The following is a 25864-nucleotide window of genomic DNA, read 5'->3' as shown; positions in this document are numbered from 1 at the left end:
AATCGGGACTATGCTGCCGGCCGAAATGGCCGTCCGCATCCATCCGAGTTCGAACGTTGCCGAGACCGCCCAGATCGGCGATGGGTCTCAAATCTGGCTCTTTTGCCAGGTCCGCGACAACGCCAAGATCGGGAAGGGCTGTATCTTCGGCAAGGGGGTCTACGTCGACAACGACGTGACCATCGGGGACAACGTCAAGATCCAGAACAACGTCTCGGTCTACGTGGGCGTGACCATCGAAGACGGCGTGTTCGTCGGCCCGCACGTTTGCTTCACGAACGACAAGATCCCGCGCGCGGTCAACCCGGACATGAGCCTCAAGAGCGCTCACGACTGGAAGGTGACCCCGACGCTCGTGAAGGCGGGCGCGGCGCTCGGCGCCAATTCGACGATCGTGTGCGGAACCACCATCGGCAAGTGGGCCATGGTCGCGTCCGGCTCGGTGGTCACCAAGGACGTCCCCGACCACGCCCTCGTCATGGGCAATCCCGCACGCATCGCGGGTTGGGTCTGCGCTTGCGGTACCCGCGTGCAGCTCGAGCCGCGCGAGGGAACCGAAGGCAAAGGCACCTGCTCGTGCGGCCGCACCCTCGTGAAAGAGGGCGGGGTCGTTCGCCTCGGCTGATCGAATGCCGTCGATCTTCCGCAAGGACCTCTTCCAGGGCCAGGTCGCCATCGTCACCGGTGGCGGCAGTGGCATCGGTCTGGCAACCGCCACGACCCTCGGCGAGCTCGGCGCGAAGATCGCCATCTGCGGTCGCAAGAAGGAGAAGCTCGACGCCGCCGCGGAGACGCTGGCGAAGCGCGGTATCGAGGTGTTCGCCGACGCTTGCGACATCCGCGAGATGGAGCAAGTCACGGCGTTCGTCGCGGCGGTAAAGGAGAAGCTCGGAACGGCGAGCGTGCTCGTCAACAACGCAGGCGGTCAGTTCCCCACCACCGCGGAGACGGTCTCGGCACGCGGCTGGGAGGCCGTCGTTCGGAACAACCTGAACGGCACCTTCTTCATGACGCAGTCCGTGGCGAACCTGCACATGATCCCGGCGAAGCGAGGGCGCGTCGTGAACGTCATCGCCAACGTGGCGCGCGGATTCCCCGGCATGGTCCACACCGGCGCTGCACGCGCGGGCGTCGAGAACATGACGAAGACGCTCGCCATCGAATGGGCGCAGTACAACGTGCAGGTCAACGCGGTGGCGCCGGGCGTCATTCGCACCAGCGGAACGGACCAGTATCCGCCGGAGCTCCTCGAGCTCAGTCGCGAGCGCACGCCGATGAAGCGCCTCGGCACGGCAGGTGAAGTCGCGCAGCTCATTGCGTATCTCGCCTCCGACGCGGCGTTCTTCGTCACGGGGGTCACCTGGTACATCGACGGCGGCGCACATCTCTGGGGCGACAACTGGATCATCGCTGACGCTGAACCTCCTCCGCCGCCGGCCATCGTCGCCGAGCTCGCGAAGGAGTAGGCGCGGTGACGGTGGAATCGCCCGAGCGGACGGAGGATGACTCGTCGGAGGTCGTTCCGGTCGACCCCGCTCCGCCAGCGTCGGCGAAGGAGCCCGTCGTGCCGCCTGCGGCCGAAGTCGAGAAGAAGCCGTTCATCGTCACGCTGCGCGGCTGGCTTCGCGATTACTTCCTCGGCGAGGACCCCACGCTCGGGATCGCCATCGTTCCGTTCTGTTTCCTGTCGATGCTCCTCTTCACGAGGCATCCGACGAAGACGAACTTCATCTTCGACGAACAGGAAGCGCTCCTCGCGAACCCCTACGTGCGCAGCATTGCCGATGCGCAGCCGAAGTTTCGCTGGGTCGACGCGTTCTACCGGGATTTCTGGGGCCTCGGACCGGACCGAAGCATCGGCTCGTATCGGCCCATTCCGGATCTCGTGTGGCGCGCCCTGTGGGGCCTCGGCGCGCGCGAGCAGACGCCGTTCCTGCACCACTGGGTGAACGTTCTGCTCCACGGAGTGAACGGGGCGCTCGTCTGCATGATCGCCTTCCACTTCACGAAGAAGCGGAGCACGGCTTGGCTCGCCGGTGCGTGCTTCACGGCGAGCGCCGTGCTGACCGAGGCCGTCAGCGGCGTGGTGGGCATCGCCGACGTGCTCGGTGGAACGGGTGCACTGCTCGCCATCTACGCGATCTTCGCGCGCATGCCCTTCATGGTGCTCGGCGTCTTCTTCGCGACGCTGTTCGGCCTCTATTCGAAGGAGACGGCGCTCGTCTGCGTGCCGCTCGTGCCGGTCACCGTGCTTCTGACCGCGCAGCTGACGCATCCCGAGAAGCCCCGTCGCTGGCTCCGCGCGGCGCTTGCCTTCGTGGTCGCGGCGGGAGCGTTCGTTCTCTACGTCGAAGCCCGACGACGCATGTTTCCGGCGCCCATGCCGCCCGAGCTATCGGCAGAAGCGAACGCCGACAAGCCGCTGGCCGCCCGAACGTTCGCCGCGATACTGCGTTGGTACGCGCAGCCGACGTTGCCGAAGGACCCGCTCAACAACCCGCTGGTCAATGCGCACGGCCTCCCGCGCGTGTCGGGCGCGTTGCGCGTGTACTTCCGAGGGCTCGAGCAGGTCGTCTTTCCGTGGACGCTCTCCGGTGACTACTCCGCGCCGCAGGAGCCCGTCCCCACGAACGCCTTCGCGATCGAGAACGTCCTCGGCGGTCTTGCGATGCTGCTTCCGTTTCCGATCGCCACTTGGTTCGGCTTCTCCGCCTGGAGGCGATGGCGAACGAAACCGGCGGTCGAGAAGCAGGACTACTCGACGAACGAGTTTGGTGAGGTCGTCATCCACCAGGCTGCGCCGTCACGAGGCGTCGATACCCGTCTGGATCTGCGTCCCGTCATCGGTGCGTGTCTGCTCTGGATCGCCGTTTCGTACTTTCCGGTCTCGAACATCCCGGTGCTCCTGCCCACCATCCGAGCGGAGCGGTTCTGGTACTTCCCGGTCATCGGATCGAGCATCGCGCTCGCCATCACCTTCGATGCGCTGCTCGCGCGCTTTCGCACGGGGCCGGTGCGCTACGTCGTCATCGGTGGCGTGGTCGCCTTCTTCCTTTTCCAGGGCTTCGCCGCGCGCCGCCATGCGAACGACTACGCCGACGATCTCGCCTTCTGGGACGCCACGCGCAAGGCCGTTCCTCGAAGTGCCAAGGCACATCTGAATTACTCCGTCATGAAGGGCGCCCGAGGCGACCTCAACGAGCGCCTCGCCGCGAATCAGGTTGCTCTCGAGCTCGCTCCGCAGTGGCCGATGGCGAGCATCTATCTCGGTGACACACTCTGTCGTCTTCACCGCGCGCCCGAGGCATGGCCGCACTACGTGCACGGCTTCGAGCTTGCGCCGAACGACGTGAACCTCATCGCTCTGGCACTCCAGTGCCTGTGGGACGAGAAGCAGCTCGGAGCCGAAACGGGCGAGCGCAAGGAACTCGACACCCTCAAAGACAAGTACCCGGGCACCTGGCTCGAGTACCTCGGTCGCGACATCCTCGAGCATGGCGAGGAGCACAACGGTGTCGATCCGAAGTACCGCCCCCGCGGCTACAACGAAGGCCCGAAGGAATAGCGTTCAACGAGCCCAGAGCGCCGCGAGCTCGAGCTCGATGGCGCTGAACGGCTCGGCCCTCACGACTTCGTCGGCACCGTGCGTGGCCACGAGCCGGTACGTCTCGCCATCGAGTCGGTAGACCTCGAGCAGCTGCGCGATCGGCTGCACGAACCACACGTGCGTCACCTTCTCGCGCGCATAGACGGGAAGCTTCCGCGCGCGGTCGACGAGCTCGGTGGAAGGCGAGAGAACTTCGCAGGCCCAGTCGGGGGCCAGCGTGAAGTACGCGCCGTTGGGGATTTCGGGCATGTGCTCGCGACGCCAGCCCGCGATGTCGGGCACGAGGACGTCTTCAATCAAATGGAGCTCGGGCTCGAAGAGAATCACCCAACCCCCAGGCCCTCCTTTGCCGCGATGAAACGGCGGACCGAGCTCGCCACCCAGCACACTCGTCGCGGTTGCGTGAGGGATGGCCGGACGCGGATGCGTGTAGAGAATGCCGGCGATGATCTCGCCGACGACGTTCGGCGGCAGGGCCTCGATATCGGCGTACGTCGCGGGTCGCTCGGGTCGCCTCGGCATGCCTTCGAGTATAGCTCGCAGCGCCATGCCCGCCGCCGAGCACGGCCCATGCCGAAGCTCGACGATGCAATTCCGCGACGTTGCCCACGCGTCGCGTGGCCCTGGCCAGATCCGGTGTGGCCTGCGCCGGTTGCCGGCCTCCGCTTACGTCTCGACACGGCGGAACCAGGCCTCACATCGTTCCGCTTGCGTATCGCTGTCGTCGGAGGCGAACCACATCGCCTGATCGTGAGCTCGTTCGATGAGGGGGCGAAGCGCCGTGTGGAGTTGCCTTCCTTCGAACCTCGAAGATCCAAGCTACGACCGTGCATCGCCGATGACTACGCCCTTGTCCTGCTAGAATGCCTCGTCGTCCCAGAGGACGCTTTCCCGAAGGGCTCAGCGGAATGGAATCCCAAACCAATCAGCCCTACCGCGACGCACCGATTCAGACTGGTCAGCCCACGCGCGGGCGGCCGCGGGCGGGCATGATCATCTTCATCGGTGCCCTCTCGGGCGTTGTGCTCGGCGTGCTCACGATCGGCATGAAGAAGGGCGGATTCCTGACGACCTCGAACGTCGGTGATCTCGAGGACCTCGCACCGATTCAGGCGCAGCTCATGCCGCTCGACGCCTGTCAGATCGATTATGCAACGCGCGACAAGAGCGGCCGAAGGAACCACCTGGATGTGGCCTTCGTGACGCCGTGTTCCGACAGCGATCGTCGCGTCGTCATCCACGTCTCGTCGGGCTGGGGCTCGAGAGGTGTGGGCTTCCAGATGAAGCGCAGCTCGCAGGCCAATCGATGGAAGGTCCTCGTCGAGAAGGACGAAGTTCCGTTCCCCGAGCTGAAAGGTGCGCTCGAGGAGATCGCGTCGACGATGACGACCTCGTACGTGCCTCAGCTCGAAGATGCCCGCGCACGAAGCAAGGCCTACGAAGACGGCGTTCAGGCTCGCAAGAAAGAGGAAGAAGCGCGCAAGAACGGCGCGAAGTCGTCGTATCCCACGCAGTGAGATTGCAACGTCGCGATCGACGCTAAGGCACAATTCGAAGCGAAGATACAATTGGGTATTTGCGCATTCGTCCGTAGCGATGTTTTTCGGGCTTTACGTAGTTCGAGTTCCGAATACCGGTGGGCTCGTGTGGGCCGTTTGCATCTCTTTACAGCGGTGGCCACGGCGCGCGATGGTGGCGCCAAATGCGAAGTGCCATCCTTGGGTTTGCGCCAATCTTGGTTATCGGTTGTGTGATCGTGGCCTGCAGCTCGGACGAGGGACAGGAGGTCACGAAGTGTCCGACACCCAACGATTGGGACGCTAGCCCGGTGGATTCCGGCTCAGCCGCGAATCCCGACGGAGACGCCGACGTCGCCGATACGGCGCCCGCCCTGCCGCAGGCGGTGACCGTGAACGTGGTGCGGAGCATGAAGCCCGCTGCCGGTGTGACCGTCGTTTTCCACGATGCGTCAGGGGCCGTTCTCGGGAGCACCAAGACCGACGCCGCCGGCAAGGCCGTCAGCACCGGGGCGATCCCGGCACAAGTCAGCGTCCTTCTCGGTGCAGCGAGCTGGCTTCGAAGTGTCCACACGTGGACCTCCGTCGAGGCCGGCGACGAGCTGTTCGTGACGGACTTCTCTCCCATGGGTGGCGAAGAGCTCGGACACATCACCGTCACGCTGCCCGGTGAGGTCATGGGGTCCAGTTGGTATTACGCGAATGTCGGCTCGTGTGGAGTTGCTCGCCAGGGAAAGAACGTCGGCACGCCGGCATCGATCACGATGCGCGCCGAGTGCGTTCGTCCGCAAAACGCAATCTTGGGGCGCTCTGCGGGAGACAGGACCAACGGGTTCGCTTTCCTCAAGGGCGTTCCCGCTCCAGCGCCCGCCGCCGGAGTCGACGTCACGCTCGGTTCTTGGTGGTTCACGGCCGCCATGGCCTCCGTGAACATCCTGAACCCGCCGAGCTCTTTGACGAACACCAAGCTCGACCTCGACGACATCCTGGGAGACGTCGCGTACCCGAGTGACTCGATGTATCTCAAGACGGCAACCGCATCGCTCGCCTTCGCCGCGGGATTCGCCGATGCTCACCAGTTCACCGCTCTCGACGGTGCGTACCCTACGCCCCGCTCGCTCGTGACACGAATCCCTTCGACGAAGTCCTCGGTCACGCTCGACTTCGGAACCGCTCCCCCGGCAATCAAGGACATGACCCTCGCGGCGACGAATCGTGAACGGCCCGAGCTCTCGTGGACGTTGCCCGCGGGGATGTCGACGGTCGATGGTGCGCTGGGCGCCGTCGACTACCAGGCGGACAATCAGACGAAATATCGATGGTCGTTCGTCCTACCGCCGAATGCGACGAGTGCTCGCTTCCCGGAGTTGCCCGCGGAGGTCGCGGACTGGGTGGCGTTCACCCCGAAGCCGGCCGAGATTGGATTCTCGGGATTCACATCGCTCAATCTCACGCTGGTCAGCAGCGATCTCCTCGACGGCTACGGCGCCTTCCGCACCGAAGTGGGGCGCCTGGTTCCTCTCGAGTTCGACGAGCAGTACCGGGTCTCTCACATCATGCTGCCGAAGGACGGCGCGCTCGCCACGACGATTTCGTACGCGCCGCTGCGGTGACGGACTGAAACGACCCGCGCAGGCAAGCTCACGACGTGGCGGACGGCGACCGTGGAAGGCCGCCTCCGCCATCGCTCGCCTTCAGATCCACTCGTCGGCGGCGGTCAGCAGCCCGTCGTTGGGCGGGAGTGACGTCGGGCGGGCGCGCGTCTGCTCGACCTGCATGGCGCGTTCTGCGAGGAGAACGGCCGCGTGGGCATCGCGACCGGTGCAAAGCTCGCCGGCATCGCCTTCGGTGACGAAGCGATGGAACTGCTTCGCCTGCGCGCGGAGCGGCTCCTCCTTCTGCACACCGAACTGGATCTTGTCGGTCGCGCGATAGAGTTCCTGGATCGAGTCGAACGAGTGGATGTTCGTCGGCTCGACGGGGCGGAGAAGGCTGCCGCCGTAGAGCTCGCAGGTCTGGAGGATGTAGTCGACGAAGCAGACGCCGCGCGTACCGGTGACGCGGATGCTGCGAATCTTCGTGGGGGTAATCCAGTTGACGTGCACGCTGGCGCTCGCGCCCGTGCTCGACGCCAGGAAGATCTCGGCCGTGTCGAAGACGTTCTCGCGCCACGTGACGTGGCACATCGAATGTTCGAGCTTCACCGCGCCGACGAGGCTGCGCAGGACGTCGATGTCGTGCACGGCGAGGTCGAGGATGACGTTGTTGCCGGTGATGACGGTCTCGGGATAACCACCGACGCGCGTGAAGGAGAAGTGGATGGGCGTTCCGAGGAAGCCCTCCTTGATGATCTCACGGAGCTTGCGTACGGCCGGGTTGAAACGCTCGACGTGACCGACGGCGAGCTTCACGCCCCTGTTGGCCGCGGCCTCGAGGACTTCACGCCCTTGCTCGAACGTGCTCGCGATCGGCTTCTCGACGAGCAGGTGCTTGCCCATGCCGATGAGCTCCAGCGCGACGGCGTGGTGCGTGGCCGTGGGCGTGGCAATGACGGCCGCGTCGAAGTCGATCGACTTGAGCTCGGCGAGCGTACGGCAGAAGCCGATCGAACCGAGGTCACCCGGCTGCACGGCCTGTGCATCGACGACCGCCTTGAGGTCGATGCCTGGCGTGTCGCGCAGGACGCGGAGATGGTTCTTTCCCATGCGGCCGAGGCCGACGAGCACGGTCTTGATCTTGGCTGCCATGGTCTCCGAGTCCTTTGCGACGAGTCGCGTTTCAGATGGCGGCGAGGAGCGCGCGAACGGCCTGCTCGCACTCGTCATCGGTGATGCCGAAGAAGAGTGGGAGGTTGACGACGCTCTCGCAGATACGGCGCGACTGGGTGAGGTCGCCGTGGGCGATGGCGCCGGCGGCCTTCGCGGGCGGCTGTGCGCTCATCGGCTCCGGATACGTGCGCGCCGCGCCGATGCCGGCGGCCTTGAGGGCATCGACGATCTCCTGGCCCTTCTTCCCTTCGACGGTGAGGACGTTGAGATAGCCGTTCTCGACGATGCCGGCCGGCGGACCGTACACGCGAACCTTCGCTTCCGACGCGAGGCGCTCCCGGTAGAACGTGGCGGCCTTGCGGCGCGACTCGAGGATGGCCGGGAGCTCGTCGAGCATGCGCAGGAGGAATGCCGCGGAAACGCCGCCCATGCGCGAGTTCCAGCCGACGTGCGCGTACGAGTAGTGGTCGGCGCGGCCGTGGTTGCACAGCGACCGGATGACCTTCTCGTGAGCTTCCGATTGCATCGTCATCGCGCCGCCGTCCATCGCGCCGCCGATGACCTTCGCGGGGTAGAACGAGAGCGTGCCGACGGTGGCTGATGCCAGCACGGGCTCGCCGTGCGCTTCGACGCCGAAGCACTGGGCGCCGTCTTCGAGCAGACCGATGTCGCGCTCTTTGCAGAATGCACGAATTTCGCGGAGCTGGGACGATGCCCAGCCGTACAGGTGGACGAGCATCGCCGCATCGAAGCGGTGAGCGTCGTGGGCGGACTTGAGCTCCGCGAGGCTCATTTGCAGGTCGTCGGGATCGATGTCGATCAGGACCGGCGTGGCACCGAGTTGAGCGACGGCTTCGAACGTTGCCCAGAAGGTGAGGTTCGGAAGGGCGACCTTCGAACCGGGCTTCACACCGAGAGCCTGCAGGCCGACGAGCAGGGCGTCCGTTCCGTTCGCACACGACACGACGCGCGGCGTGCCGAGGGTGGTCGAGAGCTTCTTTTCGAGCGACGCGACCCGTGGTCCTCCAACGAACTCACACTTCTCGAGGGCGTCTGCCCACTCGGGGAGGACATCGGCACGGATACGACCAACGAGGCGCTGGAGATCGATGAAGGGAACCGGCATCGCGAGCACGAACTTATAGTGCGAACGCCTAGCCTTTGCCAGCGTCGGCGCCCCCTGGTATGCCCCCAGTGCTTGAGCGCCGAAACCCCGCCGAAGACGACCTCCAACGTCAAAACTCGGGTCTTTCTAACGGTGAAGGTCGCGGTCGCGGCCGTGCTGATCGGCTGGCTCATCCGGTCGGGCGCCCTCGACTTCGGGGCCCTCGGTGTCTTCTTCCGAAAGCCGTGGCTCCTTGCATTCGACCTGTGCGTGTTCGCGCTCAGTGTCGCGACGGCAACACTTCGTTGGCGAGCGCTTCTTGCCATTCCGGGCGTCCGAGCCCCGCTCGCTCGCCTCGCGCAGCTGCAGCTGACGGCGATATTCTTCAACGTCGTCATTCCCGGCAACGTCGGCGGCGACGTCGTGAAGGCGCTCTACGTGGCGCGTGACGCGGCGCCAGAAAAGCGCACGACGATCCTCCTCATCGTCTTCGTCGAGCGGCTCCTGGGGCTCGCAGGTCTCGTGGCCGTCGCCAGCATGGTCACCCTGGTTCGGGGGCAGACGCTGTTCGCCGATCCCCTGCTGCGCCCCATCGCCGGCGCCGTGCTCCTCCTCGGTGCCGGTGTGATCGTCGGTCCGGCCGTCTTCGTTCTCGTGATGCATCGCGCGGGGCACCACCTCGAGCGCTGGATCGGTGGCACGACGAAGATCGGCAAGATCCTCGCTCAGCTCGTGGCGGCCATGCGCCTTCTCGCGTCGAGCCCGAAGAACCTTGCTTATGCGATGCTGCTCTCGATGGCGCAGCACGCCTTCGCCATTGGTCTCTTCACGGTTCTCACGCGCGTCGTCACCGACCAAGACGTCGCGTACTCGGCCGTCGCCACCGTGTTTCCGCTCGGCCTGCTGACGTTGATTCTTCCCATCTCGCCAGGTGGGCTTGGCGTGGGCCACGTGGCCTTCGATCGGCTGTTCGCGGCGATCGGCCTGCGCGGTGGCGCCACGGTGTTCAACGTCTACTTGCTCGGCCAGATGGTGCCCTCCCTGCTCGGAGCCATTCCGTATCTCGCGCTCCGTCGGAAGGGCGAGCTGCCGGCGAACGAGCCGGTCGAGCAGCCCGCCGCCTTGCCCTGAACGAGCGGCGCTCTCGGGCGGGCGGGGCGCCAGAATGACGCTCATTGCGCCACGCGCGCCCAATCGCTTTGGGGGATCGCGAAGAATAGGCGCGCTCCGGGGTTCCTTGACGTTGGTTCGACGTGTGCAAGAAGGCCAGGGACATGAAGCGCCTGGCTCTTGCCATTCTCCTCGCCACTGCGGCTCCCGCGATGACGGGCTGCCTTGGCTCGAAGCACTCTTGGGCCGCCCAGCCGGTGGCCACGGAGGAGACGCGCATCGTTCCGCAGGAAATCTACCGCCGCAAAAATCGGCTCTTCGTCCGCGTCACATTCACGAATCTCTCGCCGTCGTATCTCACCGTCGATCGTGACGCGGTCACGTTGCAGCTCGATACGGGGCGCATCCTCGGACGGTCCTCGGGAACGACGTCGCTCCACAAGCCCTACGAGCTTCCGCCCAACGCATCACACTCGATCTACGTCGACTTCAAAGACGAAGACATCGACGAGGATCGCGCAGCCGCGAACGTCATCTGGACCGGCGCTGTCTTCGACGGCGCGCGCCAGGTTCAAGTCCCGTCCACGCAGGTCTACGCTCGCTAGCGTTGCCGGCGGCGTTTGCCGCGACCCACCGCGCGGAACACGAAGCCTGCCTTCTCCGCCGCATCGGCGTCGACGACCCGGCGCCCATCGATCAGCACCGGGTGCGCAAGCGTTGCCTTCAACCGCGTGAGATCGAGGTCACAATAGGCGTCATGGGCTACCATGAGCACCGCGGCATCGGCGCCGCGGGTCGCGTCCCAGAGATCCGTCGCGTGTCCAGCCACCCAGGGATCGTGCACGATGACGTTGGCTCCGCGTTCGCGTAGATAGGTCGCGAGCGTCGCGCTCGGGCTGTTCTGCGTGTCGTTGCTGTTGGCGAGATATGCGTAACCGAGCAGGACGACGCGCGCCCCCGCGATGGCGACGCCCGCTTCGCGAAGCGCCGCTTCGACGAGTCGTCCGACGTGGAGCGGCATCGCATCGTTGACCGCGCGCGCGGCCGGAAGAACGCGGGGCTGCAGGTCGGAGAGGCCCTGCACGAGCAGCCACGGGTCTTTCGGGATGCAGTGACCGCCGACGCCCGCGCCGGCGACGAGCATGTTGCGGCCGGGTAGCTCGTTGACGAGGGCGCGCACACGCGAGAAATCCGCGCCGGCGGCCTCGCATACGAGCCCGAGCTCGTTGGCGAAGGCGATGTTGACGTCCCGGAGCGTATTCTCCGCCGTCTTTACGAGCTCGGCCGTGACCCAGTCGCTCGTCTCGAGCTTGCCGTGCGCGATGGTCCGATAGAACGCGATCATCGCCGCCGCCGTCTCGGGGGTGGAGGCTCCGCAGACGCGTGGGAGGTTACGGAGGTTCGAGAGGAGCTTGCCGCTCATCACGCGTTCGGGGCAGTGACCCAGGAAAAAGCCCTCGTCGACCTTCTTTCCGCTCTCCCGTTCGAGAAGCGGTGCGACGATCGTCTCGCACGTGCCAGGCGCAACCGTCGACTCGATGACCACGAGCACGCCGTCCTTCATGACCCTGCCGAGATCGCGGCAAGCGTTCTGCAAGGCCACGAAACGGGCACGTCGATCGGCGTCGACCGGCGTATCGACCCCGATGAGGACCACGTCCGCTTCGGCCAGCGGCGCGTAGTCGGTCGTCGCTACGAGCTTTTTCTCGGCGGTCACCCGGCGGAGGAGCTCGGGAAGCTCGGGTTCATCGCCTTCGATCGGGCATTCGCCGGCGTTGATGCGGGCTACCCGGTCGGCCTTGACGTCGACGCCGACCACGCGGAATCCGGCATCAGCGAGCGCGGCTGCAACTGCGATCCCGACGTAGCCGAGGCCGATGACGCCGACCTTGGCCTCACGCGACGCGATGCGGGTGCTCAAATGCTGCATGAAGAAGCCCGAAGACATCGGCGGAGAGACGGCTGGGAACCGTCCCCTGGTGCTCTAGTCCAATTCGCCGCGCGGAGGTAGCCGAGCACGCCGCCCGTCGCCGGCGATTTTGCGTTAGAGTCGCGCTGCGCAGATGAATCGGAGCCAGCTCGTCTACGTGCTCCCCGTCCACAACGAGGAAAAGCTCCTCGCGGACAACGTCGCTCGTCTTGTCGCACACCTGTCCGGGGACGTGTCCGCACGCTTCGGAGGCTTGCACGTCTACCTCGTCGAGAACGGCAGCCGTGATGCGAGTTGGGCGATCGCCGAAGAGCTCGGGAACCGGTCCGCTGCAGAAATGGGCAGCCAAGAAGGTCCCGTCGAGGTCCGTGCGTTCCGCGAGCCCAGTGCTGGCATCGGCTGGGCCTACCAGCGAGGCCTGCGCGAGGCGATCGCGGCGTTCGGTCCTTCGAAAGACTACTGGGCGGTGCTGACGGCGGCGGATCTCCCCTTCGGCTTCAGCGATCTCGAGTCGGCGTTTCCCTGGTTCGCCGACGGCTCGACGCGCATCATGATGGGGTCGAAGGCCCATCCGCGGAGCTTCATCGACCGCGGGCGGAAGCGGCAACTGATGAGTCTCGTCTACCGAGCCGCCCGACGGCTGGCGATCGGCATGCGCGTCGCCGATTCCCAGGGCAGCGTCTTTCTCCGTCTCGATCTCGCCGAGAAGCTGCTGCCGCGCATCGAGTCGCGCGGCTTCTTCTATTCGACGGAGCTCTGTTACTTCGCCGAGCGCCACGGCGAGAAGATTCGCGAGCTACCGGTCGTCCTGCAGCAGTCGGTGCGCCCCTCGACCGTGCGCCCTCTCAAAGACGGCACCGAGATGGCAAGGCAGCTCTGGAGGCTGCGCTCGCGCGGTTGATGCCTCACGCGTCGTCGTGAGGACAAAAAGAAAAACCCACGCGAAGGGGCCGGGGGGGCAGCCGCACTCCGCGTAGGCAATGTGCGAAGGTGCATGCGGTGTGCCACTTTTCAACGTGAGCAATTCCAACACGTTGCTTGTAAGCAACGTGCTTTGCTCGATGCAGATCTGCAAGCGTGAAAGGCGGAACTGCACAGTGGTGCCGCACCTTAGCCACTGATGACATTGCGACCAACCGGTCGTCATGTGGCGTGAGCACGCGAAGGCGAGCGCGGCTCAGCGTGTGACGGTGCACTTCAGCGGGTAACGCGTCTGCGCCGCCGTCGCGGTGACGAGTAGCTCGCCCGGCTTGAGGGGGACGTTCGATGCCCGCGCTCCCGGTCTTGCGAGATCCGTCGGACCCTCGCTCGAACCATTGTAGAGACCCGCGAGTCGCTCGACACACGCACGTGAGCTCGTCAGTCGTACCCGGCCGTAGACGCCGTGGAGCGATCCCTGACCGTGAGGCAGACGAAGGCGCGTCGTCACCGAGGGGACGTTCGTGTCGAGGACCCAGCCCACGAGATCGTCGGGACAGGCCTCGAGCGTGCGACCCGCGAAGTCCGTGTAACCGAGAGCTGAAGGATCACCGTGCTGCCCGGTTTCGATGTCGATGGGCAAGACCCATCGTGTGGGGGTCGATCGCTCCAGCGTGGGCACGCCGTCGACGACGAGACCGATCGAGCGACCGTCGGAACGACGGGCCAAGCGGGTGACCGACGAGCGCCCGTTCTCCGGCATCACACGGGTGACGCGCGTGAGCTCGCGGGCCGCCCCGCCGTCGACCTGCCAGATGATGGTCGCCTGACCCGTCGGTGAAACTGCTGCGGGCGTGGCGATGAACCAATGGCCTGCCGCACGAACGACGGCGTCGATGTCGGCGAAGGGCTCGCCATCGGCGCGCCGAACCACCGTCGGTGCGCGATCGGCCTCGAGCTCGACGGGAACGAGCTCGTGACTCGCCGGGCGCCGCACGAGCAAGATGGCGTGCGCCGTGTCTTCACCCGGCGCAAACGGCCAGTTGTACGACTGGTACATCGTGTTCGGCCGCGCGATGTCGACGATGGCCGTCGGGGGAAGCACGGAAATGCTGGAGCGAACGTCCGGCCAGCCGGCGAAGGGCGAGAGCCACTTCACCTGCCACTTGCCTTGCGTGTCCCAATCGCCGGTCTTCGGGCCCCACGCATAGACGCGCGCGAGCGGTCCGATCCCTTCGCGGTGCTCGCCGCGCTGGCTGCGGTCGACGAGATCCGTCACGTCGACGGGGATGCCTCGCTCCGCCTCGCGGAGCTCCGGCCCGGGCTGTGAATAGAACGACGGCAGATCGGCGACGCCGAAGTTGCTGCTCGAGAGCACCGGCGACGAGCCGAACGGCGCATGGACGATGCGGATGTTCGGTGTCGTGTTGCGCTTCGCCGTCGGGGCCGGTGGCGGAAGAGAGGTGAGCGGTTCGCACGCGAGGTCCACGTGGGCGGCGGCGACCGACGTCGACGGACGCCAAGGCTCGGGGGCGGCAGGGCTCGCTTCCTTCTTCGGATTGCCCCAACCAATGCGTAGCCATCCGGCGGCGAGGCAGCCCACCGGCCCGCAAGCCCGCGTGTTCACCGCCGTCTGCAGTGGCTCCGGCAGTTCGAGCGTGGTCCACGTCATGCCGCCGTCGGTTGTCTCGTAACCGCGTTTCGAGGCCGACCAGCCGAAACCGTAACGGCCGGACACGAACGGCATGCCTGCATCACGCACGTATTGGCCGGGCGTGGCTTTGCCGTCGAGCGCGACCTCGATGCCGAGCACCGAACCTCCGGCTTCGAGCCAGCCACCGACGACGCCGGGCCGGCGTTCCTCGAATCCGTCGAGCCACACGCCGAGCCGCAGAACGCGCGCGATGTCGGCCGAGACCTTCGGAAACACGATGGGGACCGTCGTGGCCTTACCGTTGTCGAGGACGGTCAATCGAGCCGGCGCCGTTTGTGACTGCGGCGGGGAAAGAACGGCGATCTTTCCGTCCGCGAGCATCACCACGCGCCCGTCACCCACGTCGCCTCGGACGTGGACTTCGCGCCATTGATTGTCGAGTCCGAGCACGCAGAAGGGGCGTACTTCGGGCTCGGTCGGCTTGACCGGCTCGGGCTCGGGCGCCTTTTCTTTCGGCTTCTCGCTGGCGCCGTTCTTGGCGTTCTTCGCTTCGGTGTCCGGGAGCTCGAGCCGCGGAGCGTCGCGCGGGGCGGTGCCACCGTCGGCGTCGGCGGCGCACGCTCCCCGAACCGCGACCGCTCCGTTGCCCGACGACGTGACCACGCGAGGCTTGTCGAATCGTTTGAGCTCGGTGAGGCGCCCTGCGCGAGGGTCGTAGGCGTAGAGCACGGTTGCGCCCCGCGGCTCGCCACACACGAAACCGAAGGCGCCCGGAGCATTCGGACGCGTGAGCGAGATCGGATGGCAGCGCGCCGGCTTGAGTGGGAAGGCGCTCGGAACGACTTCGACGAACGCGCCGTCCGAAAGGCGGATGCGCCCGAGTGCGCCGTCGCGCGCCACGATGGCGGTCCCGTCGGTGAGCGGCCAGCCATCTTCGACCGCCGCGGCGAGCGGGCGCTTCCCGAAGATGCGTACGGCCGTACTCTCGCTGTCGGGGACGTACGTCTCCTCACGCGACGACGACGCGCGCGACGTTTGGTTCGACGTATCGCCCTTCGAAGAGCGCGTGACGTAGGTCTTTCCCTTCGCTTCGCGAGGCGCTTGGCCGAGGCGCGCGAGGCTGCCGTCGGCGCGCAGCTCGTACCACGCATCGCGTCCGTTCTCGATGCCGCCGATGGCGAGGTTTTCGCCGGATGCGTAGACGTTCCGCGCGTCGATCGGCAGCTCCACCGAGCGCCACGAAGCTCCCGCATCGAACGTCGCGAGGACGCCGCGCAGATCCGTGATGGCGATGGCGCGCCATCCGTCGGCAGCTGCGTAGTCGGCCACCCACGGACCGTCGGGCCACGGGCCGAGATCGAGGACACGCCCGGTTTTGCCGTCGATGGCGACGAAGGCGTTCTGCGCGCGCAAGTAAACGCGATCGAGACCCGGAACGATGCGTGTGATGGGCTGCGTCGACGTGAAGACCGGCGTTGCGCGAGCGAGCCAACGATCGGCGCGCCAGAGCGTGGTGCCCATCACGAAGAGGAACCCGCCGCCGAGGCGCTCCGGAAGCGCGATGGTCGTCTGCGGCGTCTGCGGGAAACGATCCTCCGCGGCGGACACCGCGCCCTGATTCGACAGGACGATCCGAAGCCCGGCCTTCATCGCACGCACGCCGCCGTCGGCCTCCACGCCGTAGCCTTGGTCGCCCTCCACGTCGTCGGCGAGAAGGGGCACGAGACGCGCAGGCCGGACCGTAGGCTCTACGGTCGAGCCTACTCCGGCTTCGCGGAAGCTTGCCTGGTCGGCCGATCGCATCGGACTACCCGAGTGCGAGCACGCGGCCGTGCAAAGCGCCGCCGCCAGCACCTGGGAAAAACGGGGGAAACCGAGGCGGCACGCGCGCATCTACTCGAAGCGTATCACGTGGCCGGGCTCCCTCTCGAAAGGGGCAAATCGCCACGTCATGGAACTCGCCGTGGGGCTCAAAGCGCGCTAACGACGAGGTTCATGTCGCACGATCAATCTTTCGTCGTTGCCGTCGTTGGTGCCACCGGCGCCGTCGGCCGCGAAATGCTCCGTACGCTCGAACAGCGGAACTTCCCCGTCTCCCGCCTCGTCGCGCTCGCAAGCAAGCGCAGCGCGGGCCAAGTTCTTCCGTACGGCAAGAGCGAGATCGTCGTCACGGAGCTCGGTCCGCAATCGTTCGAAGGTGTCCACTTCGCGCTCTTCAGCGCCGGCGCGAGCGTCGCGCGCGAGTACGGGCCGATCGCCGCCAAGGCCGGCGCGATCGTCATCGACAACTCCAGCGCGTGGCGCATGGACCCCGAGGTCCCGCTCGTCGTGCCGGAGGTCAACATGGCCGCCGCGCAGCACCGCCCGAAGGGCATCATCGCGAACCCGAACTGCTCGACGATCCAGATGGTCGTCGCGCTCAAGCCGCTGCACGACGCGAAGCGCATCAAGCACATCGTCGTGTCGACCTACCAGGCGACGAGCGGCAAGGGCCATGCGGCGGTCGAGGATCTCCTCGCGCAGGCGCGCGCCGTGCTCGACGGCAAGCCCGTCGAAGCCACCGTGTTCCCCGGCCAGATGGCGTTCAACGTCATGAGCGATTGGAAGCCGGGCGACGCGGACTACTCCGAAGAGGAGTGGAAGATGGTCCACGAGACCCGCAAGATCATGGGCGACGACTCGATCGGCGTCTCGCCGACCACCGTGCGCGTCCCGGTCGTCAACGGCCACTCGGAGTCCGTGCACGTGCAGTTCCACGAGCCCATCACCGCCGAAGAGGCCAAGCGTCTCCTCCGCAATGCCGACGGCGTCGTCCTCGCCGACGAGCCGTACACACCGGGCAAGCACCCCACGCCGGCCGCCGCCTCGGGCACCGATCCGGTCTACGTCGGTCGCATCCGTGACGACGTCGCCGTGAAGGGCGCGCTCAACCTGTGGGTCGTCGCGGACAACCTCCGCAAGGGCGCCGCGCTCAACGCCGTTCAGATCGCCGAGCGCCTCATCAAGAAGGCCTGATCGCCGAACCGAACGCATGGGGGGAGAGCTCGACAAGCCTCGAATCGTCGCGATGCACGCGCGTTCGGGCCTTGTCGGGCTCAACGTCGTGACGGCGGCTCTCGATGCCGACCCTCGGACCGAGGGCATCGACGTGCGCTTCGTGAAGGATGCGCCGTCGATGATCGAAGAGCTCGCCGCCGCGCGCGCCGAAGGCAAGAAGGCGCTCGCGTTTTGGTCCTTCTATTCACCCGACTTCGCTGTTTCGGCGCAGGAGCTCGCGGTCGTGAAGGCCTCGGGCGAAGAGGCGCTGCACGTCGTCGGCGGCGTTCACGCAACCGCCGAACCTCTTGCCACCTTGCAGGCGGGCTTCGATCTCGTTGCCTTGGGCGAGGGTGAGCACACGAGTGTGGCACGCCGCTTCGCGACGCGGTGCCTTCGATAGACGGGTGCTCGCGCGTTCGTGCGGAGTGCGATTCGCAACTTCGATATGGACCACCGGCATTCTCGTGTTGGTGTCGGCCGCGCCCGGCTGTCTTCCGTTCCCGCACGCGGAGCGAGAGGCGCCCGCGCTACGAGGCGCCGTCCGTGACGCAGGTACGCCCATCGAAGGCGTCGTCGTTTCACTCGCGGTGACGGCCCTCCGTCCAGCAACTCGATTGCAACGTCGGCCGCGCGGCGCCAGCGGACGACGGCGGCAACGTCCCCGCCGGCTGCGGCGTTCGCCAGCCGACGCGTTGAGCGCACGTGTCTACCTGAACGCTCGCCCCCCCATCGCTTAGGCTTCTTTTAGGGTCGGCGAAGGAACCATTTAGCAACCGGCCTCCCGAGGAAATCGCATCCTCGAATCATGCGAGGATGCGAACTGCACGGGGGGAGCCTAAGGGGCGGTCTTTTCGATCAGCTCGATCGGACAATCGAGCTCGAGGCGGAAATGACCGCGCCCGCAGGACGGGATGCGCACCTCCGGGCACTTTTGCTCGAGTCGCTTCCGGAGCAGGATCAGGCGGCTCTCGAGGTTGTCCTTGATGGCCGGCAGACCGAGGAAGGGATCGAGTCGCAGCTCGCGGTTCGTGAACTCGGCCCGCTTTTCGTCCACGTAACTCTTGAGCAGGCGCCAGAGGATGCGGCCGGGCACGTTGCGAATCAGGTACTCACCGTCGACGAAGATGGAGTCGTCACCGCGGTAGAACTTGAACGACCGAGGCTTGGGCGGCGCCGAGCACGCGCGCTGGTGCATGGCAATTTGCGAGGGCGTCGGCTCTTGCTCGCCTTCGTCCTCGTCTTCGAGCATGCGCTCGATGGCGACGGCCGTCTGGTTCGCGATGATGTTCAGGAACGCCTCGTGCCAGTCGGCGAACTGCAGGGGGTTCTTGCTCTCGACCGCGAGGACACCCACGAGCTTGTCGCGCAGGACGAGCGGAAGGGCGAGATGGCTCTCGACGTCCGGCAAGCCCGGAAGCGGGATTTCCGGGGTCGCCGGCGAAGTGCCATGGGTGTGGGCCTCTGTTCGAATCGCACGCCCGTAGCGGAGCGCCTCGTCGACGGCCGACATGCGGAGAATCTTGCGCTGCTGGGCCACCGTTCCCACGATGCCCTGGCCGATCGTGACCTCGGCGCCGACGCCGCTGTCGCCGTAGCCGATGCTGGCCACCGTGAAGAGCTTCTCTCCGGACTCGTCGGGCAGGAGAACCATGGCGTGCTCGAAGCCGAGCTCGTCGCGCATCGCGGCGAGGAGCGACGCGAAGAGGCCTTCGAGGTCGTCGGCACGATTGAGGCGGTCGGAGACGACTTGCAACGCCCGGAGCTCCGAGCGGTAGTTGACCGGCGGCAGCGTGCGGGGCGCGCGGTGCGGCGCCGGTCGCAAGAGGTCTTTCACGACCTGCACGTCGAGCACTTCGTACACGTCCGCGCCGATCAACTTGAACACGCCGGCCATGCCGATGACCGACGCAATCGCATCGATGCGCATCGCCAGCGTGTCGAAGAGCAGCCCTTTGGTCTCGGTACGCTGGAAGCGCAGGTCGAGCCGGTACGCTTCGAAGCTCACCGGGTGACAGAGCTCGACGCTCGCGTAGGGGTTCTCTTCGACGTTACGCGTGGTCTTGTTGAAGAACTGGCGCGTCAGCGCGACGTGCCGCTCGTCGACGTAGTGGACCTGGCTCAAATAGGTGACGTTCGGCTCGCCGTCTTTGGAGCACGTGGAGAGGATCGCGGGGAGTACGCCTTGGAAGCAGGCATTGTCGAGGCTCGCGAGGGGGACGGTCACGTTGCTCCTCCAGCCAGCTTGGCTCCGGCCGCAGGGCCTGGCGTCTGTTCGAAGATGGCTTCGACGTCGAGCTCGACGACTACGCTCGGCCAGGCCCAGAGCCGCTTGATGGTCGAACGAGGCATACCGATGAGCTCGACCGCGGCGCCCCACGTCTCCAGGTATTGCTGCGTGATGGCTTCCTCGTCCGGTCGTCCGGGTCGAATGACCGCCGCGTTGCCTTTCAGCTGGACGGTGCGATGGTCGATGGCTCGCGAGAAGGTCACTGCGAGGCGGCCGTTCGCGCGCACGTTGGCGATGGTCCGTTCGCCCGAGCGCTCGGGCAGAAAGACGTCGACCTTGCGTCGATTGGCGTGAACCCGCGCGCCGCCGGCACGCTGGGTCGCGGGCCGCATGTCATGGTCGCGGGTGCCAATGAGAATCGCAACACCGCCGTGCAAGAACTCGACGAGGTCCTCGGGGATCGTCGTGACAGCGCTGGCCGTGGTCATTCGACCCTGCAGGATAGGCAAAAGTCCTGCAGTTCGCGAGAGTCAGGGCATGATGAAGCGCAGTGCGCCGATGGCGGAAGTTTCGCCGACCGCCGCTGTGTATTCGACGTCGTCGCCGACCTGGAACTGAACCTGTTGGTCTTGTGCTCTCAAGCCGTCAGCGCAGTCGTACGGGCAGGTGAGGCGAGCACGCCGTCCAGCAAGATGAGGCGAGCCGTCCCGCGCGCGTTGCCGTCGTCGACCGCATCCACGCAGTCGTTTCCGCCACGTTCCCGCCGAACGTTCCGCGCTGATCGTTCCGTCCGCTACCATGCTCGTGACGTGAACGACTTCATCGACGACGAGACCACGCGCGTTGCTCCCACCCACGCGGTAGAGATCGCCGGCGTGAGCAGGCGCTTCTTGCAGCGTCTGGCGGCGCGTCTCGGCATTCGCGCGAGCGAGGTCGGCGCCGATCCGTCGGACCTCGACGGCGGCGACGAGTGATCTCCCGGAAGGCATTCCCCTCCGCGCTGTTCCTCCTCGCGAGCGCGTGTGCTCGCCACGCCTCCACCACACCCGAGCCGGTCGACGCACAGGCGCCAGCCAAGACGCAGCCAGCACAAGCATCGTCGCCCGCGCGCGAGCTCACGAATCATCCCTGGATCGTCGAGCTCTCTGACGAGACCGATGGTGGCAAAACGTCGCTCGGCTTCGTCACCGTGCCGCTCGGAGCGCGCGAGCCGCGTCCGATCGTGGTCGCATTGCACGGCGGCGGTGACCGACCCGAGTGGGCCTGCGGCGAGTGGCGCGGTATCGCCAATGCGTATCCTTTCATCGTCTGCCCACGAGGCCCAGGCAGCTCGAAATACGGCCTCTCGTGGTCGCATCCCGCCGACACGAAGCCACGCGTCGCGCGCACGCTCGAAGCTACGCGGAAGGTCTTCGGTGACTGGATCCACGATGGCCCGATGGTGCTCGTCGGCTTCTCACGTGGTGCGAGCCAAGCGGCGCAGCTCGCGCAGGAGGCTCCGGCGACCTACCGGCGCGTGGCGCTCTCGGAGTCGGCCTACGATCCCGATACGGTCATGAACTTCGCCGCGTCGTGGGTCAAAGGCGGAGGCGAGCGTGGTCTCTTCTCCTGCACGACGACCGGTTGCGAGGCGGCTTATCGGAACGCCGCCAAGAACGTCCGGAAGCGCGGAGCGCACGCCCGACTGAACATCGCCGGCACGAACCGGCACGGCATCTGGGATACCGTCGTTCAGAGCGTGAGCCGCGATTGGCCCTGGCTCGTGGAAGGCCTCGACGGCTGGTCGGGGTACACACCGGCCGAAACCGAGGAGCCCTTGCCCGGGCGGACCGAGGACTTCGACTGAGCGGCTTCGACGCGTCACGCCCGAGGCCTCCCGCGTTTCCGAAAGCGCGTCATGGTCGACGCAGAGCGCATCGAGCAGCTCTTCCTGCAGGGACTGCGACGGAAGGCGCGCGCGGCACGATGCCCGCACGGCGACCCTATTTTTACGAGATGGTGTGGCCGTTGCTCGATCGTCGATCGTCATGACGAGGCGAAGAGAGCAGCGGGACCGCGCACGACGCGCGCAACCGTGGATCGTTCGGCTCACGCATTGGGGGAACGTGGTGTTCCTTCCGGTGATGGCGGGCTCCGGTCTTCAGATTCTGATGGCGTTCCCATACTTCGGGCCGCGCGGGCAGATGTACACGTGGTTTCCGATCCAGAACTGGACGGCGCCCGAGTGGATGCGCATCGGCGGCTGGCTCGCGGGCGCTCGTCACGTGCATTTTGCATTCGCCTGGGCGCTCGTCGCCAACGCGCTGCTCTACCTCGTGTACGTGTTCGCGAGCGGCGAGTGGCGTCGCCGCTTCTTCCTCCCGCGGCGCGACGCGAAGCAAGCGGTCGGAACCTTCGCCCACTATCTACGGCTTCGTCGCGACGCGCCGGCGCAAGGCTTCTACAACGGGCTCCAGCGCCTGGCATACACGACCGCGATCGTGCTCGGCGTCGTGGAGGTGCTCTCGGGGCTGGCCATGTGGAAGCCCGTGCAGCTCTCTTACGTCGCGGCGCTGTTCGGCGGCTACGATGGTGCGCGCGTCGTCCATTTCGTGGGCCTCGTCGCGCTCGCGCTGTTCGTGATCATGCACGTCGTGCTCGTGGCGTTCCACCCGCGCACGCTGCCGCCGATGATCACCGGAGGCCCGGTAGGACAATGAGCTCGCGCATTCTCGGTCGTCGTGCATTGCTCACGGGCCTCGCTGCCAGCACGGTCGCGTGCGACACCGAGCGTCCTCACGAAGGCGGCCTCGGCGCGATGGAGCGGTGGAACGCGCGCGTACAGCAGGCTCTCTTCTCGGAGACGAAGCTCGCCGCCGATCCCGGTCCCGAAGCGCTGACGCCCTTCGTGCATTTTCCAGTGTATTTCGTGTCGGAGTCGCTGCCTGTCGCGCCGCCGAACTGGCATCTTCGCGTCGGCGGCATGGTTGCGCGCCCACAGGACCTCTCGCTCGCCGACCTCCAGCGGCTCACGCGTATCGACGTTCGCTTTCGCCATCATTGCGTCGAAGGCTGGTCCGCCGTCGCTGCGTGGCATGGCCTGTCGATGCGCGCGCTCGCCGAGCTCGTCGGTGTCGATCCCGCCGCGAAGTTCGTCGAGTTCCGCTCGTTCGACAGCGGTTACTCGTCGTCGTGGGACATTGCGAGCGCGCTTCATCCGCAGACGATCCTCGCGTACGGGATGAACGGCGACCCCCTCGAAGCCGCGCACGGAGCGCCGCTGCGGCTCTATTCGGCCATCAAGCTCGGGTACAAGAGCGTGAAGTACCTGACCGAGGTGCTCTTCCTGCCGACCATGACCGGTGGCTACTGGGAAGATCGCGGCTACGAGTGGTTCGCGGGAACGTGACGGTGTGGCTTACTGCTCGACCTGCTTCACGTCGGGGAAGAGCTTGGCGTACTGGCCATAGCCCTCGATCGTGAGCCGCTCGGCCGGGACGAAGCGCATCGAGGCCGAGTTCATGCAGTAACGAAGTCCCGTCGGCGCGGGGCCGTCGTCGAACACGTGGCCGAGGTGCGAATCGGCCATCTTCGAGCGGACCTCGGTGCGCGTCATGCCGTATTCGCGATCGCTCTTCGTGGCGATGTTCGCGGGTTCGAGCGGCGCGTAGAAGCTCGGCCAGCCCGTGCCGGACTCGAACTTCTCCTTCGACGAAAAGAGCGGCTCCCCGGACACGATGTCGACGTAGATGCCGGGGGCGTGTTGGTCGACGTAGGCGTTCCGATACGGCGGTTCGGTGCCCGAACGTTGGGTCACCCGATACTGCTCGGGCGTCAGTTTCGCTTTGCGTTCGCGAAGCTCCTCCGCAGTGAGGCTCTTGGCGGGCGGATTCACCGGCGTGGCGTTCGGCGGCGTCGCTTGCGTCGACATGGCACTGGCTCCGTCCGTCGTCGCCGTGCTCGAGGCCTCTTTCGCCTTTCCGTCGGCTCGGCAAGCCACGATGGGCAGGCAGGCCGTCAGCGCTGCAGGGAGGAAGAGCATTCGGGCGAGCATTGGCGTCTCCTCGAGAACGTAAGTCGGCAGGACCATTCCTGCCCGACGTCTCGGGATCGGATACGCCGCTCGCGGGCGATTGGTTTCGGTGCGCGTTCGAAAGCGGACGAGCTCAGCGAACGAGGAAGAAGCCCGCGTAGTCGGCCGAGCTCGGAGTCTTCGTGTCGTCGCCGTCCGTCATGATGCCCAGGCCCTGGAACTCCGGCACGTCCGCATTGGGGTTGCCGTTTTCGAAGTGCTTTCGGAAGTCGGCATTCAGATCGACCGATTCCATGCGCCATTCGCCCGTCGGCCCACCGGCTTCGAGGATGATCGTGTCTTGCGCGACGAACGGGTTCCGCTTGCTGTCGCAGACGGTGCCTTTCGAGCCGTTCGTGGCCCACACGTACTTGAGCGTGTACCACTTGAGGCCGCGCTTCCAGGTGGCGTAGACGGTCGCCGCCGAGTCGCGCGTTCCCGAACCACAGCTGTCGCCGTTCTGGGGCAGCGTCATCGCGCGCCAGCGCCACCGCGCAGCGCGCACACGGGACTTGTCGTCACCTTCGACCTTGAAGCCGAGCACCGTCGTCTTCATGCCCGGCTGGTATTCCCCGCGAACGAAGGCGCCCGTCGGGTCGTCGACGACCTTGTAATAGTTCGTCGGTCCCGACTTCTGCTCGACGACACGCCAATCCTTGGCGCCAATCGGAATCTGATTCGAATCCGAACTAGCCGGGAAGGCGGTGGCGGTGACGAGCGCGAGCGTGAGGAGGGGGAGGAGGTACTTCATCGGGGTCGTCTCCGGCCGGTGAGGCCGTCGTCGCAGCTCAAAACAACCACGCCGCACGCAGGACTCGAAGCTCTCCGTATGGTCGAGCGCACGGTTTCGTGCATGGGCCGTGACCACGCAAGGGCTCACCCACTTCGTGGGCGTCACTTCAGCGGTCGACTTTGCGAGCGGCCGAAAGACGAAGCTCGGGAGTGATGCAGCGCGACGGCGCGGTCACCGAACGCGCGATGGCGGCGAGCCTTCGGATGGCCGACACGTTGCCCACGCCAGCCACGATGGCGAGCGCCGCGAGCATGGAGATCTCCATCACCGTCGATGGCAGGCGGAGCCTGGCGAAGCCGAGGAGCGCGGTCGCGAACGGCACGAGGAGCGCGCCCATCGTGAGGTAGGCGACGCGCTCCGGGCGCCTCATGATGCCGCGAGGCACTGGCACGCCGAGAGCCTCTGCTTTGGCCGAGGCGTAGTTCGTCATCGTCGAGGCGCTGATGGCCAGGAGCGCGAGGATGAGCGTCCAGATCTCGGTCCGGTAGTGGACGGCGAGGCCCGCGAGGAAGGCCATCTCCGAATAGCGAGCGGCCGTGGCATCGAACAGCTCGCCCCGCCTCCCCGCCGTTCCCGAGCCGCGGGCAACGAGTCCGTCGAGGCCATCGCCGAGCGCACTCAGCGCAAGCGTGGCCGCCGCGAGCCCGAAGTGCCCGGTCGCAACGAGCCCGCCGGCAACGACGGCGAGAACGAGTGAGCTCCACGTGACCGAGTTTGCCGAGATCCCGAAGCGCACGCACGCGCGAGCCATCGGTTCGAGCGCTCCGTACGTCGCGTCGACGAGACTTCGATCGAGAAGAGGTGACCCTCCGCGTTCGAGCTCCAAGCTCGCGTTCGAGCGCGTTCGTCCGGACACGCGAAATGCGAGTACCAGTACGCCGAGCGCAACCACGAAAAGAGAACCTTCGAAGTCCATGACATGCAGACGTTCAGGCCCAGGGTCGGCATCGTCGCTGCGAGGATCAATTGAACGTGTGAGCGGTGCGAAGGCGTCGCGTGCGCGTCAGGCGTCGCTGGCGCGGTTCTGCGCGGCGTCCTTGTCGAGGGCCGCTTCGAATTCGTGATCGCCTTCCGCTTCGCCATTCGGGTCGCGGCGATCGAACGCCTGCTGCTCGAGCTGCTGTGTGCCCACGTGGCAGGCGCTG

At 66.3% G+C, this 25864-nt stretch carries 25 protein-coding genes; 14 read left to right on the top strand and 11 right to left on the bottom strand.

Going from position 1 to position 25864, the window contains the following annotated elements; translation table 11 throughout:
* Nucleotides 1-25 precede the first annotated feature (25 nt).
* Genes AKJ09_RS13535 through AKJ09_RS13525 form a run of 3 tightly spaced genes read left to right on the top strand, consistent with a single transcriptional unit; the run spans nt 26 to nt 3565 of the window.
* Complete coding sequence (locus AKJ09_RS13535; RefSeq protein WP_146647617.1) at nt 26-625, top strand: acyltransferase; 600 nt, start codon at nt 26-28, stop codon at nt 623-625.
* A 4-nt stretch (nt 626-629) separates the two neighbouring features.
* Nucleotides 630-1466, top strand: a complete 837-nt coding sequence (locus AKJ09_RS13530) for an SDR family oxidoreductase (protein WP_146647616.1) — start codon at nt 630-632, stop codon at nt 1464-1466.
* 5 nt (nt 1467-1471) lie between these two features.
* Nucleotides 1472-3565: a tetratricopeptide repeat protein gene (locus AKJ09_RS13525; protein ID WP_146647615.1), complete on the top strand. Its 2094-nt coding sequence runs from the start codon at nt 1472-1474 to the stop codon at nt 3563-3565.
* 3 nt (nt 3566-3568) lie between these two features.
* On the opposite strand, the gene AKJ09_RS13520 is transcribed toward AKJ09_RS13525, so the two are convergent.
* Entirely contained in the window at nt 3569-4129 is a 561-nt protein-coding gene (locus AKJ09_RS13520) for a Uma2 family endonuclease (RefSeq protein ID WP_146647614.1), read from the bottom strand.
* 386 nt (nt 4130-4515) lie between these two features.
* Between AKJ09_RS13520 and AKJ09_RS13515 the strand changes: the two genes are divergently transcribed.
* The gene (locus tag AKJ09_RS13515; protein ID WP_146647613.1) at nt 4516-5124 is read left to right on the top strand and encodes a hypothetical protein; all 609 of its coding nucleotides are present in this window, start codon (nt 4516-4518) and stop codon (nt 5122-5124) included.
* A 311-nt stretch (nt 5125-5435) separates the two neighbouring features.
* Nucleotides 5436-6737 carry a hypothetical protein gene (locus AKJ09_RS13510; protein ID WP_169927519.1) on the top strand — a complete coding sequence of 434 codons (1302 nt, stop codon included), beginning with the start codon at nt 5436-5438 and terminating at the stop codon, nt 6735-6737.
* Nucleotides 6738-6818: 81 nt separating this feature from the next.
* Here the strand turns inward: AKJ09_RS13510 and AKJ09_RS13505 are convergent, their stop codons facing one another.
* Nucleotides 6819-7871 carry a Gfo/Idh/MocA family protein gene (locus AKJ09_RS13505; RefSeq protein WP_169927518.1) on the bottom strand — a complete coding sequence of 351 codons (1053 nt, stop codon included), beginning with the start codon at nt 7869-7871 and terminating at the stop codon, nt 6819-6821.
* A 31-nt stretch (nt 7872-7902) separates the two neighbouring features.
* Nucleotides 7903-9018 (bottom strand): DegT/DnrJ/EryC1/StrS family aminotransferase, encoded by a 1116-nt coding sequence (locus tag AKJ09_RS13500; RefSeq protein WP_146647610.1) that lies wholly within the window; start codon nt 9016-9018, stop codon nt 7903-7905.
* Between the two features lie 132 nt (nt 9019-9150).
* On the opposite strand from AKJ09_RS13500, the gene AKJ09_RS13495 reads away from it, so the two are divergent.
* Together AKJ09_RS13495 and AKJ09_RS13490 are read left to right on the top strand one after the other, a co-directional pair.
* Nucleotides 9151-10128, top strand: coding sequence for a lysylphosphatidylglycerol synthase transmembrane domain-containing protein (locus AKJ09_RS13495; RefSeq protein WP_205633701.1), 978 nt, complete (start codon nt 9151-9153; stop codon nt 10126-10128).
* 143 nt (nt 10129-10271) lie between these two features.
* Nucleotides 10272-10712, top strand: coding sequence for a hypothetical protein (locus AKJ09_RS13490; RefSeq protein ID WP_146647608.1), 441 nt, complete (start codon nt 10272-10274; stop codon nt 10710-10712).
* Here AKJ09_RS13490 and AKJ09_RS13485 read toward each other — a convergent pair.
* Nucleotides 10709-12055, bottom strand: a complete 1347-nt coding sequence (locus AKJ09_RS13485; RefSeq protein WP_146647607.1) for a nucleotide sugar dehydrogenase — start codon at nt 12053-12055, stop codon at nt 10709-10711. The genes AKJ09_RS13490 and AKJ09_RS13485 overlap by 4 nt on opposite strands.
* 115 nt (nt 12056-12170) lie before the next feature.
* Here AKJ09_RS13485 and AKJ09_RS13480 point away from each other — a divergent pair, with 115 nt between their 5' ends.
* Nucleotides 12171-12938 (top strand): glycosyltransferase family 2 protein, encoded by a 768-nt coding sequence (locus AKJ09_RS13480; protein WP_146647606.1) that lies wholly within the window; start codon nt 12171-12173, stop codon nt 12936-12938.
* A gap of 276 nt (nt 12939-13214) precedes the next feature.
* Here AKJ09_RS13480 and AKJ09_RS13475 read toward each other — a convergent pair whose 3' ends face one another.
* Nucleotides 13215-16412, bottom strand: a complete 3198-nt coding sequence (locus AKJ09_RS13475) for a hypothetical protein (RefSeq protein WP_146647605.1) — start codon at nt 16410-16412, stop codon at nt 13215-13217.
* A gap of 192 nt (nt 16413-16604) precedes the next feature.
* On the opposite strand from AKJ09_RS13475, the gene AKJ09_RS13470 reads away from it, so the two are divergent.
* Together AKJ09_RS13470 and AKJ09_RS13465 are read left to right on the top strand one after the other, a co-directional pair.
* The gene (locus AKJ09_RS13470; RefSeq protein ID WP_146647604.1) at nt 16605-17624 is read left to right on the top strand and encodes an aspartate-semialdehyde dehydrogenase; all 1020 of its coding nucleotides are present in this window, start codon (nt 16605-16607) and stop codon (nt 17622-17624) included.
* 52 nt (nt 17625-17676) lie between these two features.
* Nucleotides 17677-18048: a cobalamin-dependent protein gene (locus tag AKJ09_RS13465; protein WP_146655521.1), complete on the top strand. Its 372-nt coding sequence runs from the start codon at nt 17677-17679 to the stop codon at nt 18046-18048.
* A 435-nt stretch (nt 18049-18483) separates the two neighbouring features.
* On the opposite strand, the gene AKJ09_RS13460 is transcribed toward AKJ09_RS13465, so the two are convergent.
* Together AKJ09_RS13460 and AKJ09_RS13455 are read right to left on the bottom strand one after the other, a co-directional pair.
* Nucleotides 18484-19872 carry a GAF domain-containing protein gene (locus AKJ09_RS13460; RefSeq protein ID WP_146647603.1) on the bottom strand — a complete coding sequence of 463 codons (1389 nt, stop codon included), beginning with the start codon at nt 19870-19872 and terminating at the stop codon, nt 18484-18486.
* Entirely contained in the window at nt 19869-20363 is a 495-nt protein-coding gene (locus AKJ09_RS13455) for a pyridoxamine 5'-phosphate oxidase family protein (protein ID WP_146647602.1), read from the bottom strand. Before AKJ09_RS13455 ends, AKJ09_RS13460 begins: the two co-directional genes overlap by 4 nt.
* Nucleotides 20364-20684: 321 nt before the next feature.
* On the opposite strand from AKJ09_RS13455, the gene AKJ09_RS52960 reads away from it, so the two are divergent.
* From AKJ09_RS52960 to AKJ09_RS13440, 4 genes are all read left to right on the top strand, one after another.
* Complete coding sequence (locus AKJ09_RS52960) at nt 20685-20849, top strand: hypothetical protein (protein WP_169927516.1); 165 nt, start codon at nt 20685-20687, stop codon at nt 20847-20849.
* Entirely contained in the window at nt 20846-21721 is an 876-nt protein-coding gene (locus tag AKJ09_RS13450) for an alpha/beta hydrolase (RefSeq protein WP_146647601.1), read from the top strand. The genes AKJ09_RS52960 and AKJ09_RS13450 overlap by 4 nt, the downstream gene beginning before the upstream one ends.
* Before the next feature lie 181 nt (nt 21722-21902).
* Complete coding sequence (locus AKJ09_RS13445) at nt 21903-22574, top strand: cytochrome b/b6 domain-containing protein (RefSeq protein ID WP_146647600.1); 672 nt, start codon at nt 21903-21905, stop codon at nt 22572-22574.
* Nucleotides 22571-23263 (top strand): molybdopterin-dependent oxidoreductase, encoded by a 693-nt coding sequence (locus AKJ09_RS13440; protein ID WP_146647599.1) that lies wholly within the window; start codon nt 22571-22573, stop codon nt 23261-23263. The genes AKJ09_RS13445 and AKJ09_RS13440 overlap by 4 nt, the downstream gene beginning before the upstream one ends.
* Nucleotides 23264-23272: 9 nt before the next feature.
* Here the strand turns inward: AKJ09_RS13440 and msrB are convergent, their stop codons facing one another.
* From msrB to AKJ09_RS55535, 4 genes are all read right to left on the bottom strand, one after another.
* On the bottom strand, nt 23273-23908 hold the full coding sequence (msrB, locus tag AKJ09_RS13435; RefSeq protein WP_240488467.1) for a peptide-methionine (R)-S-oxide reductase MsrB: 636 nt from the start codon (nt 23906-23908) through the stop codon (nt 23273-23275).
* Between the two features lie 112 nt (nt 23909-24020).
* Nucleotides 24021-24677: a DUF3047 domain-containing protein gene (locus AKJ09_RS13430; RefSeq protein WP_146647597.1), complete on the bottom strand. Its 657-nt coding sequence runs from the start codon at nt 24675-24677 to the stop codon at nt 24021-24023.
* A gap of 148 nt (nt 24678-24825) precedes the next feature.
* Nucleotides 24826-25575, bottom strand: coding sequence for a CDP-alcohol phosphatidyltransferase family protein (locus AKJ09_RS13425; RefSeq protein WP_169927515.1), 750 nt, complete (start codon nt 25573-25575; stop codon nt 24826-24828).
* A gap of 147 nt (nt 25576-25722) precedes the next feature.
* Nucleotides 25723-25851 carry a hypothetical protein gene (locus AKJ09_RS55535; protein WP_275936622.1) on the bottom strand — a complete coding sequence of 43 codons (129 nt, stop codon included), beginning with the start codon at nt 25849-25851 and terminating at the stop codon, nt 25723-25725.
* Nucleotides 25852-25864: the final 13 nt, after the last annotated feature.

Source organism: Labilithrix luteola, assembly GCF_001263205.1.
Lineage (GTDB): Bacteria > Myxococcota_A > Polyangia > Polyangiales > Polyangiaceae > Labilithrix > Labilithrix luteola.
The sequence above is the reverse complement of the archived record's forward strand: the minus strand, read 5'-3'. Positions and strand labels throughout refer to the sequence as shown.